This window comes from Variovorax sp. GW822-FHT04A09, from assembly GCF_058801005.1.
In genome coordinates this window covers 1388689-1404930 of the sequence record NZ_JBXAMV010000001.1, presented here as the reverse complement: position 1 = coordinate 1404930, position 16242 = coordinate 1388689, and the positions used below count along the sequence as shown (strand labels likewise).

Sequence of the window (16242 nt, the reverse complement as noted above, 5' to 3'; positions counted from 1 at the left end):
GTGCGCGCACCGCCGGATTGCAAGAGGCTGTTACTTGGTCGTGCGGCCCACAGGCTTGCGCACTTCGGGCGGCGCGGCCGGCAGCACGGCCGCATCGGCCGCGGCCTTGGGCGTGAAGATCTGGCGGATCAGCGCGAGCTTGGGCGCGACGCTCGCATTGGTGGTCGCGAACTGCTGGGCGCGCTGGTATTCCTGGGCCGCCAGGCGCGCGTACACGTCGCCGAGGTTTTCATGCGCGGTGGCGTAGTTGGGGCTGAGCTTGAGCGCGGTTTCGAGCGCGGCGCGGGCCTGGTCGAACTTGCTCTGCGACGCGTACAGCGCTGCGAGGTTGTTGTAGGGCTCGGGCAGTTCCGGGAAATCCTGGGTGAGCTGCGTGAACGCGGTGATCGCGTCGGCGGTCTTGTTCTGCTCGGTGAGGATCACGCCGCGCAGGAAGCGCATCTGCGGGTCGCGCGGCTTGCCGGCGATGTAGGTGTCGGCCTTGGCCAGCGCCTCGGCGGACTTGCCCTGGCGCAGCAGGAGGTTGACGTCGTCGTAGTCGTTGGCGTGCGCGGCGAAGCCCCACAGACCGAAGAGCAGTGCAAGGGCGATGGGGAGTCTGGAGAACGCGGCGTGCTTCATGAAGCCTCGGCAGGATTGGGGGAGAGCGGGGGCCTGGAGAACACCCGGATGCTGCGCGGCGGCAGCCGTTTATACTGCGTCGCATTGTAGCCGAGGGGCCACGTCGAACCCCTCGTAGCCACGCCCCCCGTCACCCCTGAAATACACCGTTGTTCGCCCGTACCGCACGTGCGCGAATCAACGCTTTCCGAGTCCCATGAGTCTGCGCATCTACAACACGCTGTCGCGTGAATTGGAGGATTTCTCCCCCCTGCAACCTGGACAGGTTCGCATGTACGTGTGCGGCATGACCGTCTATGACCTGTGCCACATCGGCCACGCCCGCATGATGATGGCGTTCGACGTGGTGCAGCGCTGGCTGCGCGCCAGCGGCTATGCCGTGACCTACGTGCGCAACATCACCGACATCGACGACAAGATCATCGCCCGCGCGGTCCAGCGCGGCATCACCATCCGCGCGCTGACCGACGAGGTGATCGCGGCCATGCACGAGGACATCGGTGCGCTGCGCATCGAGCCGCCGACCATCGAGCCGCGCGCCACCGAATACGTGCCGCAGATGCTCGGCATCATCGAGACGCTGGAACGCAAGGGCCTGGCCTACCGTTCGGACAACGGCGACGTGAACTACGCGGTGCGCAAGTTCCCGGGCTACGGCAAGCTCTCGGGCAAGTCGCTCGACGAACTGCATGCGGGCGAACGCGTCGCGGTGCTCGACGGCAAGCAGGACCCGCTCGACTTCGTGCTCTGGAAATCCGCCAAGCCGACCGAGCCCGACGACGCCAAGTGGGACAGCCCCTTCGGCACCGGCCGTCCGGGCTGGCACATCGAGTGCTCGGCCATGAGCTGCGCCACGCTCGGAGAGACTTTCGACATCCACGGCGGCGGCGCCGACCTGCAGTTCCCGCACCACGAGAATGAAATCGCGCAGAGCGAAGGCGCCAACGACAAGCCGCTGTCGCGTTTCTGGGTGCACAACGGCTTCGTGCGCGTGGACAACGAGAAGATGTCCAAGAGCCTGGGCAATTTCTTCACCATCCGCGAAGTGCTGCAGAAGTACGACGCCGAGAGCCTGCGCTTCTTCCTCGTGCGCACGCATTACCGCAGCGCGCTGAACTACAGCGACGCGCACCTCGACGACGCGCGCAACTCGCTCAAGCGCCTGTACACCGCGCTCGACCTAGTGGCGCCAGGGGCCGTGGTCATCGACTGGACGCAGCCCCACGCGGCGCGTTTCAAGGCGGCGATGGACGAAGACTTCGGCACGCCCGAAGCCATCGCCGTGCTGTTCGAGCTGGCCGGCGAAGTCAATCGCACGAAATCCGCAGACACCGCGGGCCTGCTCAAGGCGCTGGCCGGCACGCTGGGCTTGCTGCAAGGCGATCCGAAGGCGTTCCTGCAAGCCGGCACCACGCTCGACGAAGCCACCATCCAGGCGAAGATCGATGCACGCGCGGCGGCCAAGGCGGCGAAGAATTTCGCCGAGGCCGATCGCATTCGCCAGGAACTCCTCGAGCAGGGCATCGTGCTCAAGGATTCGCCCACGGGAACGACCTGGGCGGCTGCACAGTGAACGGAACGACGAACCCCGTACCCGCCACCCAGCAGACCAGCGTGCGCATCTACACGCCGGACTATTGGGAGGAAGCCTGCAAGCACCTGGCCAAGAAAGACCGCGTGATGAAGCGGCTCATTCCGAAGTTCGGCGAGGCCTGCCTCGAGTCGCGCGGCGACGCCTTCACCACGCTGGCGCGCAGCATCGTGGGCCAGCAGATCTCGGTGAAGGCCGCGCAGTCGACCTGGGACAAGTTCGCGGCGCTGCCGCGCAAGCTGACGCCGGCCAACGTGCTCAAGCTCAAGGTCGACGACATGCGCGGCGCCGGGCTGTCGGCGCGCAAGATCGAATATCTGGTCGACCTGGCCCTGAATTTCGATTCGGGCACCGTGCACGTCGACCGCTGGAAAGACATGTCGGACGAGCTCATCATCGAGGAGCTCGTGGCCATCCGCGGCATCAGCCGCTGGACCGCCGAGATGTTCCTCATCTTTCACCTGATGCGCCCGAACGTGCTGCCGGTCGACGACCAGGGCCTGCTCAACGGCATCAGCGTGAACTATTTTTCGGGCGACCCGGTCAGCCGCAGCGATGCCCGCGATGTCGCCGTGGCCTGGGCGCCGTATTGCAGCGTGGCGACTTGGTATATTTGGCGATCGCTGGACCCCGTGCCGGTCGTTTACTAAGGATCACCCCCAGGCTTCGCGCACTTCGTGTCGCTTCGCCAACCCCCTTCGAGGGGGCAGCACCGGAGGCCCGACAAAGCCGGTTCCTCGGTGTTTCTGGAATGAATGCAAAAGAGCCGGATGGCCGGTCAATTGATGAAATAAACAGGAGAAGACGTTGGCGAAACGAACCTTCCTCGACTTCGAGCAGCCCATTGCTGAACTCGAAACAAAGATCGAAGAACTGCGCTATGTACAGACCGAATCGGCGGTCGACATCTCGGAAGAAATCGATCAGCTCGGCAAGAAAAGCCAGCAACTCACCAAAGACATCTACAGCGACCTGACGCCCTGGCAGATCACCAAGATCGCGCGGCATCCGGAGCGCCCGTACACGCTCGACTACGTCAACGAAATCTTCACGGACTTCGTCGAGCTGCATGGCGATCGCCATTTCTCCGACGACCTGTCGATCGTCGGTGGTCTTGCACGCTTCAACGGCGTGCCCTGTATGGTGCTCGGTCACCAGAAGGGCCGCGACACGAAGGAGCGCACCGCGCGCAACTTCGGCATGAGCAAGCCCGAGGGTTACCGCAAGGCGCTGCGTCTCATGAAGACGGCCGAGAAATTCAAGCTGCCGGTATTCACCTTCGTCGATACGCCCGGCGCCTACCCCGGCATCGACGCCGAAGAGCGCGGCCAGTCGGAAGCCATCGGCCGCAACATCTTCGAGATGGCGCAGCTCGAGGTACCCATCATCGTCACCATCATCGGTGAAGGCGGTTCGGGCGGCGCGCTGGCCATTTCGGTGGGCGATCAGCTCGTGATGCTGCAGTACTCGATCTACTCGGTGATCAGCCCCGAAGGCTGCGCGTCCATTCTCTGGAAGACCAGCGACAAGGCGCAGGAAGCCGCAGATGCCCTGGGCATCACGGCGCACCGCCTGAAGGCGCTGGGCCTGGTCGACAAGATCGTCAACGAACCCGTCGGCGGCGCGCACCGCGACCATCGCCAGATGGCCGCGTTCCTCAAGCGCGCGCTCAACGACGCCTTCCGCCAGGTCAGCGACCTGAAGACGAAGGAACTGCTGGACCGCCGCTACGAGCGCCTGCAGAGCTACGGCCGGTTCAACGACACCAAGGCCGACAACAGTCGCTGAGCGGCTTTCCCTTTTCCATCATGAGCGAAGCCTTCGAACGCGCCATGGCCGCGTTCGAACCGGCGAGCCTGCCGCTGGCCGTCGGCTTCAGCGGCGGCGCGGATTCGACCGCTTTGCTCGCGGCCTGCGCGGCGCGATGGCCGGGGCAGGTGATCGCCTTCCATGTGCATCACGGCCTGCAGGCGGCGGCCGACGACTTCGAGCGGCAGTGCGCGCGGGTCTGCGAGTGCCTGGGGGTGCCGCTGGTGACGCACCGGGTCGACGCACGGCACGCGTCGGGCGACAGTCCCGAGGATGCGGCGCGCCGGGCGCGCTACCAGGCGTATGCCGCCATGGCGCAGGCCGATGGCGCGCGGCCCGCGGTGTCGTCCATCGCACTGGGGCACCATGCCGATGACCAGGTCGAGACGCTGCTGCTGGCGCTGTCGCGCGGCGCCGGCCTGCCGGGCCTGGCCGCCATGCCGGCGCATGCCGTGCGCGACGGATTGAGCATCCACCGACCGCTGCTCGCGGTGCCGGCGGCCGACATCCGTAGCTGGCTGGCGCAGCAGCAGTTGCCGTGGATCGAAGACCCGAGCAACGCCGACGCGCGCTACACCCGCAACCGCATCCGCGCCGTGCTGCTGCCTGCATTGGCAGAAGCCTTTCCGCAGTTCCGCGCTACCTTCGCGCGCAGCATCGGCCACGCGGCGCAGGCCCAGCAGCTGCTGGGCGAACTGGCCGCGCAGGACCTTGCCGCGGTGGGAGAGCCGCCGCAGATCCGGCCGCTGCAGGCGCTGTCCCGGGCGCGCCAGGCCAACGTGCTGCGCCACTGGCTGATGCAGTCGCACGGCTGTGCACCGAGCGCGGCGCAGCTCGACCAGCTGCTGGACCAGGTCCGCGCCTGCACCACGCGCGGCCACCGCATCCACCTCAAGGTGGGCGCGGGCTTCGCCGAGCGCAGGGGAGAGCGGCTGCATTGGTACAATGCCCCGCCCTCGCTGAAGACTTCGCTCTGACGGCTTGCAGGGCGCCGCTTTCCAGGCGGCCCTTTATCTTTCTCTGATTTCATCCATGGCATTGATCGTTCACAAATACGGCGGCACGTCGATGGGCTCGACCGAGCGCATCCGCAATGTCGCCAAGCGCGTCGCCAAATGGGCGCGTGCGGGTCACCAGATGATCGTGGTGCCCAGCGCCATGAGCGGCGAAACCAACCGCCTGCTCGGTCTTGCCAAGGAGCTCTCCCCGGGCAAACCCGGCGTGGCCTATCACCGCGAACTCGACATGCTCGCCTCCACCGGCGAACAGGCATCGTCGGCACTGCTGGCCATGGCGCTGCAGGCCGAGGGCGTGGAGTCGGTGAGCTACGCGGGCTGGCAGGTGTCGGTGCGCACCGACAACTCGTACACCAAGGCCCGCATCGAGAGCATCGACGACGCCAAGGTGCGCGCCGACCTCGCAGCCGGTCGCGTGGTGGTCATCACCGGCTTCCAGGGCGTGGACGACGAAGGCAACATCACCACGCTGGGCCGTGGCGGCAGCGACACCTCGGCCGTGGCCATCGCAGCGGCCATGAAGGCCAGCGAGTGCCTGATCTACACCGACGTCGACGGCGTCTACACCACCGACCCGCGCGTCGAGCCCGACGCGCGCCGCCTGACCACCGTGAGCTTCGAAGAGATGCTTGAGATGGCCAGCCTGGGCTCCAAGGTGCTGCAAATCCGCTCGGTGGAATTCGCCGGCAAGTACAAGGTGCCGCTGCGTGTGCTTTCGAGCTTCACCGCATGGGACATCGACATCAATGAAGAGGCCAAGTCCGGCACGCTGATCACTTTCGAGGAAGACGAAAACATGGAACAAGCCGTCGTATCCGGCATCGCATTCAATCGCGACGAAGCCAAGATCTCGGTGCTCGGCGTGCCCGACAAGCCGGGCATCGCGTATCACATCCTCGGTGCCGTGGCAGACGCCAACATCGAAGTCGACGTGATCATCCAGAACCTGAGCAAGGACGGCAAGACCGACTTCAGCTTCACCGTGCATCGCAACGAGTTCGCGCGCACGGTCGAACTGCTCGAGTCGAAGGTGATGCCTTCGCTGGGCGCCACCGAAATCGTGGGTGACACCAAGATCTGCAAGGTCAGCATCGTGGGCATCGGCATGCGCAGCCACGTGGGTGTCGCGAGCAAGATGTTCCGTGTGTTGAGCGAAGAGGGCATCAACATCCAGATGATCTCGACCAGCGAAATCAAGACCTCGGTCGTGATCGACGAAAAATATATGGAATTGGCAGTGCGCGCACTGCATAAAGCGTTCGATCTGGACCAACCGAGCGCTTAAGTAATGGCATAATTGCGGTTGCTTTCAGGAACTGTGACCGAGTGGCCGAAGGTGCTCCCCTGCTAAGGGAGTATGGGGTGTAGAGCCTCATCGAGGGTTCGAATCCCTCCGGTTCCGCCAGGATTGGCTTCCTGATCACCTTGCAGTGATCAAACAGCCCAAAAGAGCCCCGCCAGTCGGGGCTTTTTTGCGTCTGCGCGCGACGCGTGCGCGTGGCTGCCCGCCGAAAAGGCGAGGCGATGTCTTCAGGACGGCTGCGGTTCGAGCGCGGACAGCGCCGCGATCGGCGCTGTGCCCACATGCAGTTCGCAAGGATCACAAGGCACCGCAATCTGCCGGCCGTCGAAGCGCACCCGCACATGCGGATAGGTCGCTCCGGTGATGGTGCCGAGCCGGCCTTCGCAGACGACGCGATCGCCGCGACGGAACGACCGGCCGAACCGGAGCTTGATTTTTTCAAAACTCATTTCAGTGTCTCCTGGGTGTGCATCCGATGCTCAGCGCACCGGGTCGGGTTCGAGCGGTGGCCGCACGAGGGTCGCGGCCGTGTCCTGGAGGATCAGCGCGTGATCCGGGTCGTGGCTGAGGTAGGGGCTGGTCAGCAGTTGGCCGATCAGCCGGTCGAAGTGGTAGCGGACCTTGGCCGGCTCGGGGTGCGCGGCGTACAGCGCGCGCAGCATCGAGACGACGGCGCTGGTCTGCGTGGTCAGGACCTCCATGGAACCCAGGCGGCCCGCCGCTTCGAAAACTGCTTGTTGGTCTGAGGGGGGCATCCGGGCCTCCTTTTTGGGGCGTTGGCGTGTCCAACGCAAAAAGAGGCTGAAAGGCTTACTTCTCGGGGCTTTCTCCCCAGAATTGGTGATGTCCCGCCTTTGATTTGTGACTTATTTCACGAATTTAGGCTCACTGCCGCTGGGCAGGCGCAGACCCCAACACCTCGGCCAGCACCCGCAAGGCGTCGGTCGCCAGGTCCGAAAAGCGCACCGAGCAGGCCAGCATGAGGTTCAGCGGCAGCCCGAAATCTTCGATCAGCGTGCCCTCGGGGTCGCGCAGGCTGCCGTCCGGGTCGCGGCCGACGACGCCTGCCGTGGCGGCGCGCTGCGCATAGGTGCCCGGCGGGACGCCGTAGGCGGCCACCGGAAGGCCCAGCGCAATGGCCACGCCGACCTCGAACACCGTGCCCGAGTCCGGCTCCAGCCCGCGAAACGGCGCGAGGTTGGCAATGACGCCGTCGGCCGACCGCAGCAGCTTCATGTTTTCCTCGTAGATCCGGCGCGCGGGGTCGGGGCCGGCCGCCTTGCCGTCGAACGGCGGCACGGCCGTCATGCCGAGCGCGTCGCAGGCCAGCGCCAGCGCGGCAAAGTACTGCGCGGCGTCGGGCCGGAACACGTCGGGGCCGGCGAGGTAGACCCGTGGACGCGTGGAAGAGGAGGGCATCTGTCGAGTATGCGACCGCCCCCGGCCAGCACCAACGGGAAGGGCTGCGGCCCGGTTGGTTACTTCTTCATCGCCTTGACTTCGGCCATGCCCTTGCTTTCGTCTGCCTTGGCCTGCTTCACGCAGGTCGACTTGGCTTCGCCCTTCTGGTCGTCGCATCTTTCCTTGGCGACGCTGTAGGCCACTTCTACCTTGGCTTCGGCCACCTTGCGTGCGTTGCCGTCGCTGGGCTTCATCTTCTGGTCGAGCTCGGCCTTGGCGATCTTTTCCTTGCCCTTGGCTTCCTCGACGCAGACGTCCTTGGCGTTGTCCTTCATGGCATCGCAAGCGGCGCGGTCGGTCTTGTAGTCGGCCGAGATTTTGTCGCGGGCCGCCTTGTATTCGGCGACCGCCGGATCGACGGTGGCCGCGGGCGGCGGATTCACTTGCGCTTGCACCGACACAGCCGTGAGACAGGACACGGCAACGGCGCACATCCACATGAGCTTTCTTTGCATGGTCATCTCCTTGAAGGCGCCGGCGGTTGCCTCATTGCGACAAGCGCAAGAGAACCGGCGCCCGAAAACCATCCTAGGAACCGACGGCGCGACAGCGGTAGGACGCCTCGCGAAGCCGCCGTCAGCGCATGCTGACGCTCAGTGGCCTTCCGTTGTAGCCTGCGCGCGCATCTCGCTGCGCAGGGCGCGCTGTCCCGAGGCCAGGGCGAGCTCGTAGCTCTCGACCGGGTCGAAGGCGCAGCGAAGGACGGTGGGATGCGCACCGTCGGTGTCGGTTTCGAGCAGCCGCCAGACAAAGGATCCGGGAGCCGGCTCGTCGATGATGAGTTCGATCGGATGTGTCATGGCCCCACCATGTCCGCTCGCATGGCGCCTGTCTGTAGGCGAAGGCCGACCGATGCCGCGCCGTGCCCCCAGAACCCCCAGATCTGGTGATGGCCGCAGCGCCGCCGCGAGGGGACACTGCAGCCTCGCGCGCGAAGCCTGGGTGATGATTCGGGCATGCTTGCCCCCTTGTCCGAACGGTCCTGATGCCCGCTTTCCCTCCCCACCCCGACGGCCCGGCGATGACGCCGCCGCCCAGCCCCGACCTGCCGGCGCCCGTGCTCATCGTCGAGGACGACGCGCTGATGCAGCGGCGCATCGTCGGCATCCTGAACCAGCTGGGCTACGGCAACGACGTGCTGGTGCTCGCGGCCACGCTGGCCGATGCGCGCATCGAACTCGCGCGGCAGTCGTTCGCGCTGGCGCTGGTCGACCTGGGCCTGCCCGACGGCAACGGCGTGGAGCTGATCGCGCAGATGAGCGCGCCGACCGGTGCGGCAATGAACGCCGACGACGGCCCCGGCATCCTCGTGATCTCCGCCTGGAGCACCGACGACCTGATCCTCAACGCGCTGCGCGCCGGCGCCACCGGCTACGTGCTCAAGGAGCGCGACGACCTGGAGCTGCTGCTGTCGATCCGCAGCGTGTTGCGCGGCGGGGCACCGATCGATCCCTTCATCGCGCGGCGCATCCTCGACCTCACGCAAGCGCCGCCGGCCACGCCGGGGCGCGTCGGCGAAGATGTGCTGACCGCACGTGAACTGCAGATCCTCCAGCTGGTTGCCGAAGGCCTGACCAACCGCGAGATAGCCGAGCAGATCTTCCTGTCGCGGCACACCGTCGAATGCCACATCAAGAACATCTACCGCAAGCTCACCGTTTCCTCGCGCACGCGCGCCGTTTTCGCAGCGCGTTCGCGTGGCTTGCTGGCCTGAGCCTGTGGTGGTTGTTCGCGCACGCGGCCGCGGCGGCCGAGGCGTGCGCGCCGCACATCGACAGCGTGCGGGCCGTGCGCGCCACCGCCGGCGCGGGGCCTGACGCACCGCCGCCCATCGACGGCTGGCAGCCGGTGTCGCTGCCCGACCACTGGGCCACGCGCTGGCCCGGCTTCGAGGGCATCGCGTGGTACCGCATCGACTGGCAGCGCCCCTGCGCGGGCCGCGACGACGCGCCGCAGCTGGGCGTGGCTTTCGACTACCTGAGCATGGCCGGCGCGATCTCGCTGAACGACAACCTGCTCTGGCGCGACGCCAGCCTGGTCGAGCCGCTGAGCCGCAGCTGGAACACGCCGCGTGTCTTCTTCCTGCCGGCCGCCGCGTTGAACCCCGGCACCAACACGCTGTGGGTGCAGGTGGTGGGCGGCAGCATGTACGGCTCGGGGCTGGGCCGCGTGGTGCTCGGCCCGGCGGACGCGGCGGTGGCGTACCACGACGAACGCCGCCTGTTCGCGCGCGTGCTGCCCGCGGTCAACCTCGTCATCTCGATCACGCTGGGCTGCTTCTTCCTCGTGCTGTGGCTCATGCGCCGGCAGGAGGTTGCCTACGGCTGGTACGCGCTCAGCGCCATCGCCTGGCTGGTGTTCGCGAGCAACACCGTCGTCAGCACCTTGCCGTGGCCGTTCGCCTCCACCGACGCCTGGTCGCGCTGGATCACGGCCTGGATGGTCCTGTACGTGAGTTGCTTCTGCATGTTCATGTGGCACTTTGGCGGCCAGCGCTTTCCGCGGCTGAGCCGCGCACTGTGGGCCGTGGCCGCGCTGGCCGTGGCGGCGATCGCGCTGTTGCCGCAGCCCGAGTTGTCGGTCGCAACGTTGGCGGTGTTCATCGTGTACTCGCTGCTCTTCATGGCCGTGCGCGTGCAGTTCATCCTGCGCGCGCTCGACACCAAGAAAACCGAGCACCTGCTGCTGGCCCTGTGCGCCTTCGGCTTCCTGGTGGCTGCGGTGCACGACGCGCTGATGATCCTGCGCGTCATCGATGACCGCTTCGGCTACACCGTGGTCACGGCGCCGTTGATCATGATCGGCATGTCGCTCATTCTTGCGGGCGGCTTCACGCGCAGCCTGCGGCGTGTCGAGAGCTTCAACGATGATCTCGCGCGCGAAGTGCGCGGGGCACGCACCGAGCTGGCCGACACGCTCAGCCGCGAGCATCGGCTCGAACTCGACAACGTGCGGCTGCACGAGCGCCTGAGCGTGGCGCACGACCTGCACGACGGCCTGGGCAGTTCGCTGGTGCGCTCGATCGCGCTGGTGGAGCAGTCGGGCGAGGCGCTGCAGCGGCCGCAGTACCTGTCGATGTTCAAGTCGCTGCGCGACGACCTGCGCCAGATCATCGACACCCACAGCGGCGGCGCGGCCCCGGTGGCCGCCACGCCCACGCAATGGCTGGCGCCCATGCGCCACCGCTTCGGCCGCCTGTTCGAGGAGATGGGCGTGCGCAGCCACTGGCAGACGCCCGCGGCCTGGCCCTGCGCGCTGTCCGCGCGCCAGGTGCTGGGCCTCACGCGCCTGCTTGAAGAGGCACTGGCCAACGTGGTGAAGCACAGCCGCGCGCGCACCCTTCGCGTGCAATTGCTGGCCGACGGCGAAGCGGGCGTGCTGCTGAGCGTCGAGGACGATGGCGTGGGCTTCGATGCGGTGGCCATGGCCTCATCGATCGGCGGACTGGGCCTGCGCAGCATGCAGGCGCGTATGGCCCGCATCGGCGGCACGTTGCAGATCGACGCGGGCGACGGCGGCACGCGGCTGGCGGCGAGGGTGCGGGCACCCGTGACAGGCGCAGGCAGCAGCTGAGTCCCGCTGCGCGCGTGATCAGCGCGCCTTGCGGAACGCGCGCACCTCGGGTGCCGGATGGTCTTCGATGTGCTGCAGCAGGAAGTCCAGAAACTCCTGCGCCGACGGCGAGAGCCCCCGGTCCTTGTTGAGCCACACCTGGAACTTGCGGCTGAGCACGGGCGTGACGAGCGGGCGGAACTCGAGCTTCTGACGCTGCAGCAACTCGCCGGCATACGGCAGGCAGGTGGTCACGCCCAGTCCGTGCTCGACCATGCTCAAGGCCGTCGTCAGGAAGGCGACTTCATGCGTCGGGCTGAACTCCAGCCGGCCCGGCGACGCATACAGCTCGGCGCTGAGCAGCTGCGTGTACTCGCCCTGCAGCGAGATCACGGGGTAGCGGACCAGGTCGCTCCAGGCGACTCGCTGCTTCTTGGTGAGCGGATGCCCCGGGGGCAGCACCGCGAGGAAGGGCAGGGTGAAGAGCGTGCGCGCCACGACGTTGGCAGGGGCGTCGCGCTCGGGGCCGATGGCCAGGTCCACGTCGCCGTTGATGAGCCGGCCCAGCACGCTTTCGACCATCGAGTCCTGCAGGCGCACGCGGATGCCGGGGTACTTCCGGGCGAAGGCGGCCATGATTTCCGGCATGACCGTGCACGCCATCACCTGCGGCACCGCGATGCGCACGGTACCGGTGCGCAACTCGCGCAGGTCGGACACCGCATCGAGCGCCATGCCCAGGTCCTGGAGGATGCGCTCGGCCATCGGCAGGAACACCTCGCCCGCGCTGGAGAGCTGCAGCTTGCGCGTCGTGCGATGAAGCATCTGCACGCCCAGGTTCGACTCCAGGTCCTTGATGAGGCCGCTCAGCGCCGACTGCGTGATGTGCAGCCGCAAAGCCGCCTCGGTCACGCTGCCGGCGCGGGCCACCGCGATGAAGGCGCGCAATTGGCGCAACGTGACATTCATCGGTTTGTCCGATAAGTGGGAAAGAAATATCTGATTGAACCATGAATAAAGCTCGCATCCAATCGCAGCGCCATCACAACAACCACTGCCAGGAGACATCGTTCATGCCCGTTTCTCATCGCCTTGCGCGCCGCGGTTTTCTTTCGCTCGCGGCCGCCGCGCTTGCTTTCGCGGGGGCTCCCGCGCAAGCGCAGGCGCAGGCCTTTCCGTCCAAGCCGATCAAGTGGATCGTCGGCTACCCCGCCGGCGGCGGCAGCGACTTCCTGGCTCGCACCATCGGCGCGCAGATGTCGGTGCAGGCCGGCCAGCCGGTGATCGTCGACAACCGGGCCGGTGCCGGCGCCATCATCGGCGCCGAGGTCACGGCCCGGTCGCCGGGCGACGGCTACACCGTGTTCACGGCCGACAACGGCGTGCTCGTGTACAACCCCGCGCTCTACAAGAAGCTGCCCTACGCCGTCGATCGCGACTTCGCGATGCTCGGCCTGATGGCGCGCACGCCCCTCGTGCTGGTGGCGGCACCGTCGACGAACCTCAAGACCATCGGCGCCCTGATGGAGCAGCTCAAGAGCAAGCCGGGCACGCTGTCGTACGCCTCGCCGGGCAACGGCAGCCCGCACCACCTGGCGATGGAGCTGTTTTTGAGCCGCAGCGGCCTGTCGACGATGCACGTGCCGTACCGCGGCGCCGCGCCCGCGCTGCAGGATGTGATGGGCGGACAGGTGCCGCTGATGGTGGTGGACACCTCGTCGGGGCTCAGCGCCATCCAGTCAGGAAAGGTCATTCCGCTGATGGCCTTCAGCGCCAAGCGCCTGCCGATCCTGCCCGCCGTGCCCACGGTGGGCGAGCAGGGCTTCAAGGATTCGGAAGCCTACGCATGGCAGGGACTGGTGGTGCCGGCCAGCACGCCCGCCGCCATCCAGGAGCGCCTTTCCAAGGAGATGCAGGCCGCGCTGGCCAACGAGGGCGTGCGCAAGCGGCTGCAGGAAGGTGGCTGGGAGCCGGTGCCGAGCGACAGCGTGCTGATGAAGACCTATGCCTTCGCCGAGACCAAGAAGTGGCACGCGCTGATTCGTGAGCGCGGCATCTCGCTGGACTGAAGACGCCGCCTCGCGATGAGGCGGGCCGAGGGGCGCCGGCGGTGTTGTAGCCTGTCGCCCCATGGATTCCCTCATCGCCGCCTCCGCGCGCGCGCTCGCTGCCGGCGACGCGCTGGGCGCCCTCAAGCGCGTGGCCCTGCGCGACGACCCACCGGCGCTCGCGCTGCGCGGCATCGCGATGGCCCAGCTCGGCGAGCACCCGCGAGCGCGCGAGCTGCTGCGGCGGGCCGCGAGCGGCTTCGGTGCGCACGAAGAACTGGCGCGCGCACGTTGCGTCGTCGCCGAGGCCGAGGTGGCGCTCGCGATGCGCGACCTCGGCGGCTCGCCGCGCGCGCTGACCGCGGCGGCCGCCACGCTCGAGGCGCGCGACGACCTGGCCAATGCGCTGCAGGCGCGGCTCATCGCGGCGCGTCGGTTGCTGCTGCTCGGCCGGCTCGACGAGGCCGCCGCCGCGCTGTCGCTGCTCGACGGGCACAGCCTGCCGCCGTTGCTGTCGGCGGTGGCCGAGTTGGCATCGGCCGAGCTGGCCTTGCGTTCGCTGCGCACCGCCGCGGCACGCGCGGCGCTCGACCGCGCGCACGATGCGGCCTGGCGTGCGCGCGTGCCGGCGCTGCTGGCCGAGGTGGCGGAAGCGCGCGGCGCGCTCGAACGTCCCGCCGCACGGCGCATCGCTGCCGGCGGTGAACAGGCCCTGCGCCTTGAGGAGGTCGAGGCGCTGCTCGCGTCCGATGCGCTGGTCGTCGATGCCTGCCGCCGCGGTGTCGGAGGCGGCGACACCTGGCGTTCGCTCGCACGCCGGCCCGTGCTGTTCTCGCTGGCGCGTGCGCTGGCCGCGGCCTGGCCCGGCGATGTCGACCGTGACACGCTGATCGCCGACGCCTTCCGCACCCGCGACCCCGACGAGACGCACCGCGCGCGCCTGCGCGTCGAGATCGGCCGGCTGCGCGCGCTCGTCAAGCCGATGGCGCGCATCGAGGCCACGCCGCAGGGCTTCATCCTCCAACCTCTGGATGCGCGTGCGGTCGTGGTGCTGGCACCGCCCATCGATGGCGAGCAAGCCTCGCTCGTGGCGCTGCTGTCCGACGGCGCGGCCTGGTCGACCTCGGCGCTCGCGCTGGCCCTGGGCGCGAGCCAGCGCACCGTGCAGCGGGCGCTGGCCGACCTCGAGGCGGAGCGGCGCGTGCGTGCCATCGGACAGGCGAGGGCGCGCCGCTGGCTGGCCCCGCCGCTGGCGGGATTCACGACGATCTTGTTACTCCCCGCTGCGCTGCCGATTGAATAGAGTCGGGCTCATGCGCTACCCCCTGTGGCGCACCTACAGGAGCCCACCATGAGCAGCAGCAACAGTCAGAGCAAGAAAGCAGCAGGCAAGGACCGTTTCGAAGGCGCCGTGCAGGCCGCGCAGATCGTGCGCGAATACGGCCCGTTCGAAGGCGTGGAGCGCATCCACGGCGTGACGCACGACGGCCACCAGGTGTGGGCCGCCACCGGCGGGCAACTGGTCGCCTTCGACCCCGCGAGCGGCGAAGCCACGCGCCGCATCGATGTCGCCTGCGACGCCGGCACTGCCTTCGACGGCACCTGCTTCTATCAGATCGTCGAGGCGCGCATCGACAAGATCGATGCCGCCACCGGCAAGGTGCTGGCCTCGATTCCCGCGCCCGGCAACGGCTCCGACTCGGGCCTCACCTGGGCCGAAGGCAGCCTCTGGGTGGGCGAGTACCGCGACCGCAAGATCCACCAGATCGACCCGGCGACCGGCGCGATCCGCCGCACCATCGAATCGAACCGCTTCGTCACGGGCGTGACCTGGGTCGACGGCGAACTCTGGCACGGCACCTGGGAAGGAGACCAGAGCGACATCCGCCGCATCGACCCCGCCAGCGGCGACGTGATCGCGCGGCTGGAAATGCCCACCGGCGTCGGCGTGAGCGGCCTGGAGTCCGACGGCGCGGGGCTCTTCTACGCCGGCGACGGCCGGGCCAGCAAGGTCCGCGCGGTGCGCCGCCCGAAGACGGCCACGGCCTGAACGAAACGCAAGCCAAGGAGCACACACCATGAACACCACAATGAATCACCCCGTCGTGACCCCCGAGCGCTGGATCGACGCGCGCAAGTCGTTGCTGGCGCGCGAGAAGGAACTGACCCAGCTGCGCGACCGGATCGCCGAGGAGCGCCGCGCGCTGCCGTGGACGCGCGTCGAGAAGGCCTATGTCTTCGACACGCCCCAGGGCCGCCGCCCGCTGGCCGACCTGTTCGAAGGCCGCCGCCAGCTGCTGGTGCAGCACTTCATGTTCGGCCCCGACTGGGAGCAGGGCTGCCAGAGCTGCTCGTTCATGGCCGACCATTCCGACGGCATGCGCGTGCACCTCGAACACCGCGACGTCACGCTGGTGGCCGTCTCGCGCGCGCCGCTGGCCCGCATCGAGGCTTTCCGCCAGCGCATGGGCTGGCAGTTCGCCTGGGTTTCGTCGCACGACAACGACTTCAACCACGACTTCGGCGTGAGCTTCACGCCCGACGAAATGGCCAGCGGCGCGGTTGCCTACAACTACGTGAAGCAGCCGTTCCCGAGCGAGGAAGCACCCGGCGTCAGCGTGTTCTTCAAGGACGACGCCGGCGACGTGTTCCACACCTACTCGACCTACGGTCGCGGCGTGGAAGTGATGATGGGCACCTACAACATGCTCGACCTCGTGCCCAAGGGCCGCGACGAGCACAACCCGTCCTACGCGATGGACTGGATCCGTCACCACGACCGCTACGAGCCCACGCCCGTTGCGGCGGCGGGTGGCTGCTGCCACGCGCAGTCGTAAAGAA

At 67.6% G+C, this 16242-nt stretch carries 18 protein-coding genes and 1 tRNA gene; 12 read left to right on the top strand and 7 right to left on the bottom strand.

The annotated features are described in order from the left end of the window. Positions 1–30: 30 nt before the first annotated feature. Positions 31–621, bottom strand: a complete 591-nt coding sequence (locus AC1RLW_RS06370; RefSeq protein WP_139705495.1) for a tetratricopeptide repeat protein — start codon at positions 619–621, stop codon at positions 31–33. Positions 622–817: 196 nt separating this feature from the next. On the opposite strand from AC1RLW_RS06370, the gene cysS reads away from it, so the two are divergent. The 6 genes from cysS (at position 818) to AC1RLW_RS06340 (ending at position 6442) form a co-directional block, all read left to right on the top strand. Next, positions 818–2194: a cysteine--tRNA ligase gene (cysS, locus tag AC1RLW_RS06365; protein WP_493192504.1), complete on the top strand. Its 1377-nt coding sequence runs from the start codon at positions 818–820 to the stop codon at positions 2192–2194. After that, the gene (locus AC1RLW_RS06360) at positions 2191–2862 is read left to right on the top strand and encodes a DNA-3-methyladenine glycosylase family protein (protein WP_095947831.1); all 672 of its coding nucleotides are present in this window, start codon (positions 2191–2193) and stop codon (positions 2860–2862) included. The genes cysS and AC1RLW_RS06360 overlap by 4 nt, the downstream gene beginning before the upstream one ends. A gap of 157 nt (positions 2863–3019) precedes the next feature. Beyond that, positions 3020–4000, top strand: coding sequence for an acetyl-CoA carboxylase carboxyltransferase subunit alpha (locus AC1RLW_RS06355; RefSeq protein WP_056582036.1), 981 nt, complete (start codon positions 3020–3022; stop codon positions 3998–4000). Positions 4001–4020: 20 nt separating this feature from the next. Beyond that, on the top strand, positions 4021–4998 hold the full coding sequence (tilS, locus tag AC1RLW_RS06350) for a tRNA lysidine(34) synthetase TilS (protein ID WP_493192503.1): 978 nt from the start codon (positions 4021–4023) through the stop codon (positions 4996–4998). A gap of 55 nt (positions 4999–5053) precedes the next feature. After that, the gene (locus tag AC1RLW_RS06345; RefSeq protein WP_062480939.1) at positions 5054–6322 is read left to right on the top strand and encodes an aspartate kinase; all 1269 of its coding nucleotides are present in this window, start codon (positions 5054–5056) and stop codon (positions 6320–6322) included. Positions 6323–6349: 27 nt separating this feature from the next. Next, positions 6350–6442, top strand: a tRNA-Ser gene (locus tag AC1RLW_RS06340). Between the two features lie 125 nt (positions 6443–6567). Here AC1RLW_RS06340 and AC1RLW_RS06335 read toward each other — a convergent pair. The 5 genes from AC1RLW_RS06335 to AC1RLW_RS06315 form a co-directional block, all read right to left on the bottom strand. Continuing rightward, complete coding sequence (locus tag AC1RLW_RS06335; RefSeq protein WP_493192502.1) at positions 6568–6789, bottom strand: hypothetical protein; 222 nt, start codon at positions 6787–6789, stop codon at positions 6568–6570. Positions 6790–6819: 30 nt separating this feature from the next. After that, positions 6820–7095 (bottom strand): hypothetical protein, encoded by a 276-nt coding sequence (locus AC1RLW_RS06330; protein WP_070060422.1) that lies wholly within the window; start codon positions 7093–7095, stop codon positions 6820–6822. A 130-nt stretch (positions 7096–7225) separates the two neighbouring features. Then, the gene (locus tag AC1RLW_RS06325) at positions 7226–7759 is read right to left on the bottom strand and encodes a nucleoside 2-deoxyribosyltransferase (RefSeq protein WP_062480933.1); all 534 of its coding nucleotides are present in this window, start codon (positions 7757–7759) and stop codon (positions 7226–7228) included. Between the two features lie 59 nt (positions 7760–7818). Next, positions 7819–8256 (bottom strand): hypothetical protein, encoded by a 438-nt coding sequence (locus AC1RLW_RS06320; RefSeq protein WP_493192501.1) that lies wholly within the window; start codon positions 8254–8256, stop codon positions 7819–7821. Between the two features lie 138 nt (positions 8257–8394). Next, positions 8395–8601 (bottom strand): hypothetical protein, encoded by a 207-nt coding sequence (locus tag AC1RLW_RS06315; protein ID WP_095745046.1) that lies wholly within the window; start codon positions 8599–8601, stop codon positions 8395–8397. 185 nt (positions 8602–8786) lie between these two features. Here AC1RLW_RS06315 and AC1RLW_RS06310 point away from each other — a divergent pair, with 185 nt between their 5' ends. Together AC1RLW_RS06310 and AC1RLW_RS06305 are read left to right on the top strand one after the other, a co-directional pair. Next, a complete protein-coding gene (locus AC1RLW_RS06310; protein ID WP_492685498.1) occupies positions 8787–9515 on the top strand; it encodes a LuxR C-terminal-related transcriptional regulator in 729 nt (242 codons plus the stop codon). A gap of 11 nt (positions 9516–9526) precedes the next feature. After that, positions 9527–11374 carry a sensor histidine kinase gene (locus AC1RLW_RS06305; RefSeq protein WP_493192500.1) on the top strand — a complete coding sequence of 616 codons (1848 nt, stop codon included), beginning with the start codon at positions 9527–9529 and terminating at the stop codon, positions 11372–11374. Positions 11375–11392: 18 nt separating this feature from the next. Here AC1RLW_RS06305 and AC1RLW_RS06300 read toward each other — a convergent pair whose 3' ends face one another. Next, complete coding sequence (locus AC1RLW_RS06300; RefSeq protein ID WP_159272076.1) at positions 11393–12322, bottom strand: LysR family transcriptional regulator; 930 nt, start codon at positions 12320–12322, stop codon at positions 11393–11395. 104 nt (positions 12323–12426) lie between these two features. Between AC1RLW_RS06300 and AC1RLW_RS06295 the strand changes: the two genes are divergently transcribed. The 4 genes from AC1RLW_RS06295 to AC1RLW_RS06280 all read left to right on the top strand — a co-directional run bounded on the left by AC1RLW_RS06295 (position 12427) and on the right by AC1RLW_RS06280 (position 16238). Next, positions 12427–13422 (top strand): Bug family tripartite tricarboxylate transporter substrate binding protein, encoded by a 996-nt coding sequence (locus AC1RLW_RS06295; RefSeq protein WP_159277175.1) that lies wholly within the window; start codon positions 12427–12429, stop codon positions 13420–13422. Between the two features lie 61 nt (positions 13423–13483). After that, complete coding sequence (locus AC1RLW_RS06290) at positions 13484–14704, top strand: helix-turn-helix domain-containing protein (RefSeq protein WP_493192499.1); 1221 nt, start codon at positions 13484–13486, stop codon at positions 14702–14704. Between the two features lie 48 nt (positions 14705–14752). Next, on the top strand, positions 14753–15451 hold the full coding sequence (locus AC1RLW_RS06285) for a Vgb family protein (protein WP_493192498.1): 699 nt from the start codon (positions 14753–14755) through the stop codon (positions 15449–15451). A 28-nt stretch (positions 15452–15479) separates the two neighbouring features. Continuing rightward, positions 15480–16238, top strand: coding sequence for a DUF899 domain-containing protein (locus AC1RLW_RS06280; protein ID WP_493192497.1), 759 nt, complete (start codon positions 15480–15482; stop codon positions 16236–16238). Positions 16239–16242: the final 4 nt, after the last annotated feature.

Bases quoted from the DNA above. Each gene is read 5' to 3' on its own strand.
- AC1RLW_RS06370 (WP_139705495.1), bottom strand. From the start codon at position 621: ATGAAGCACGCCGCGTTCTCCAGACTCCCCATCGCCCTTGCACTGCTC.
- cysS (WP_493192504.1), top strand. From the start codon at position 818: ATGAGTCTGCGCATCTACAACACGCTGTCGCGTGAATTGGAGGATTTC.
- tilS (WP_493192503.1), top strand. From the start codon at position 4,021: ATGAGCGAAGCCTTCGAACGCGCCATGGCCGCGTTCGAACCGGCGAGC.
- AC1RLW_RS06345 (WP_062480939.1), top strand. From the start codon at position 5,054: ATGGCATTGATCGTTCACAAATACGGCGGCACGTCGATGGGCTCGACC.
- AC1RLW_RS06335 (WP_493192502.1), bottom strand. From the start codon at position 6,789: ATGAGTTTTGAAAAAATCAAGCTCCGGTTCGGCCGGTCGTTCCGTCGC.
- AC1RLW_RS06330 (WP_070060422.1), bottom strand. From the start codon at position 7,095: ATGCCCCCCTCAGACCAACAAGCAGTTTTCGAAGCGGCGGGCCGCCTG.
- AC1RLW_RS06325 (WP_062480933.1), bottom strand. From the start codon at position 7,759: ATGCCCTCCTCTTCCACGCGTCCACGGGTCTACCTCGCCGGCCCCGAC.
- AC1RLW_RS06320 (WP_493192501.1), bottom strand. From the start codon at position 8,256: ATGCAAAGAAAGCTCATGTGGATGTGCGCCGTTGCCGTGTCCTGTCTC.
- AC1RLW_RS06315 (WP_095745046.1), bottom strand. From the start codon at position 8,601: ATGACACATCCGATCGAACTCATCATCGACGAGCCGGCTCCCGGATCC.
- AC1RLW_RS06310 (WP_492685498.1), top strand. From the start codon at position 8,787: ATGCCCGCTTTCCCTCCCCACCCCGACGGCCCGGCGATGACGCCGCCG.
- AC1RLW_RS06300 (WP_159272076.1), bottom strand. From the start codon at position 12,322: ATGAATGTCACGTTGCGCCAATTGCGCGCCTTCATCGCGGTGGCCCGC.
- AC1RLW_RS06295 (WP_159277175.1), top strand. From the start codon at position 12,427: ATGCCCGTTTCTCATCGCCTTGCGCGCCGCGGTTTTCTTTCGCTCGCG.
- AC1RLW_RS06290 (WP_493192499.1), top strand. From the start codon at position 13,484: ATGGATTCCCTCATCGCCGCCTCCGCGCGCGCGCTCGCTGCCGGCGAC.
- AC1RLW_RS06285 (WP_493192498.1), top strand. From the start codon at position 14,753: ATGAGCAGCAGCAACAGTCAGAGCAAGAAAGCAGCAGGCAAGGACCGT.
- AC1RLW_RS06280 (WP_493192497.1), top strand. From the start codon at position 15,480: ATGAACACCACAATGAATCACCCCGTCGTGACCCCCGAGCGCTGGATC.